Origin of the sequence: Litoribacterium kuwaitense (genome assembly GCF_011058155.1) — a bacterium.
Classification (GTDB): domain Bacteria; phylum Bacillota; class Bacilli; order Bacillales; family DSM-28697; genus Litoribacterium; species Litoribacterium kuwaitense.
The window spans coordinates 1-417 of sequence record NZ_JAALFC010000123.1; the positions used below are offsets into that span (position 1 = coordinate 1).

A 417-nucleotide genomic window follows, 5' to 3' on the forward strand; every position below is an offset into this window, starting at 1 on the left:
TATCGTGACAATGAAAGACCTCGTCAAACGGTTAAAACGTGATCCTATCTTTCGATATGACTGTGGGTTTCTTCACTCTGATCAAATTCCATCCGAGGCATCCTATTCGCGCATGCTTAGTGTGATCAGCGAATCAGATGTGATGGAACAGATCCATGATGAACTGGTTCTGCTTGCCATCGACGAAGGACATATCAGCGAAGAAAAACATTGCCATCGATGCGACGCATTTTGAGGCAAGGGATCGAGCGCAAGCCTCAGAGAAGAAAGAAAAGCCAGCGAAGAAAAAGCGTGGTCGCAAACCGAAAGCTGAGTATGAACAATGGCTGAAAGAAAAACAAGCCGAAGATGATGCACGCCCTATTTATGAAAAAGAGATTGTTCATCAGCGGTCTGAGTCAGTGGAAACGTTGTTTA

Annotated in this window: 1 protein-coding gene and 1 pseudogene; both read left to right on the forward strand. The window is 44.8% G+C overall.

Translation table 11 applies throughout. From position 1 onward, the window contains the following. Positions 1 to 235: transposase (locus G4V62_RS20995; protein ID WP_376768336.1), on the forward strand; the 235-nt coding region annotated here is incomplete at its 5' end. Further along, positions 159 to 417 (forward strand): annotated as a pseudogene (locus G4V62_RS21000) (hypothetical protein); the annotation flags it as partial. The gene G4V62_RS20995 and the pseudogene G4V62_RS21000, both read left to right, overlap by 77 nt.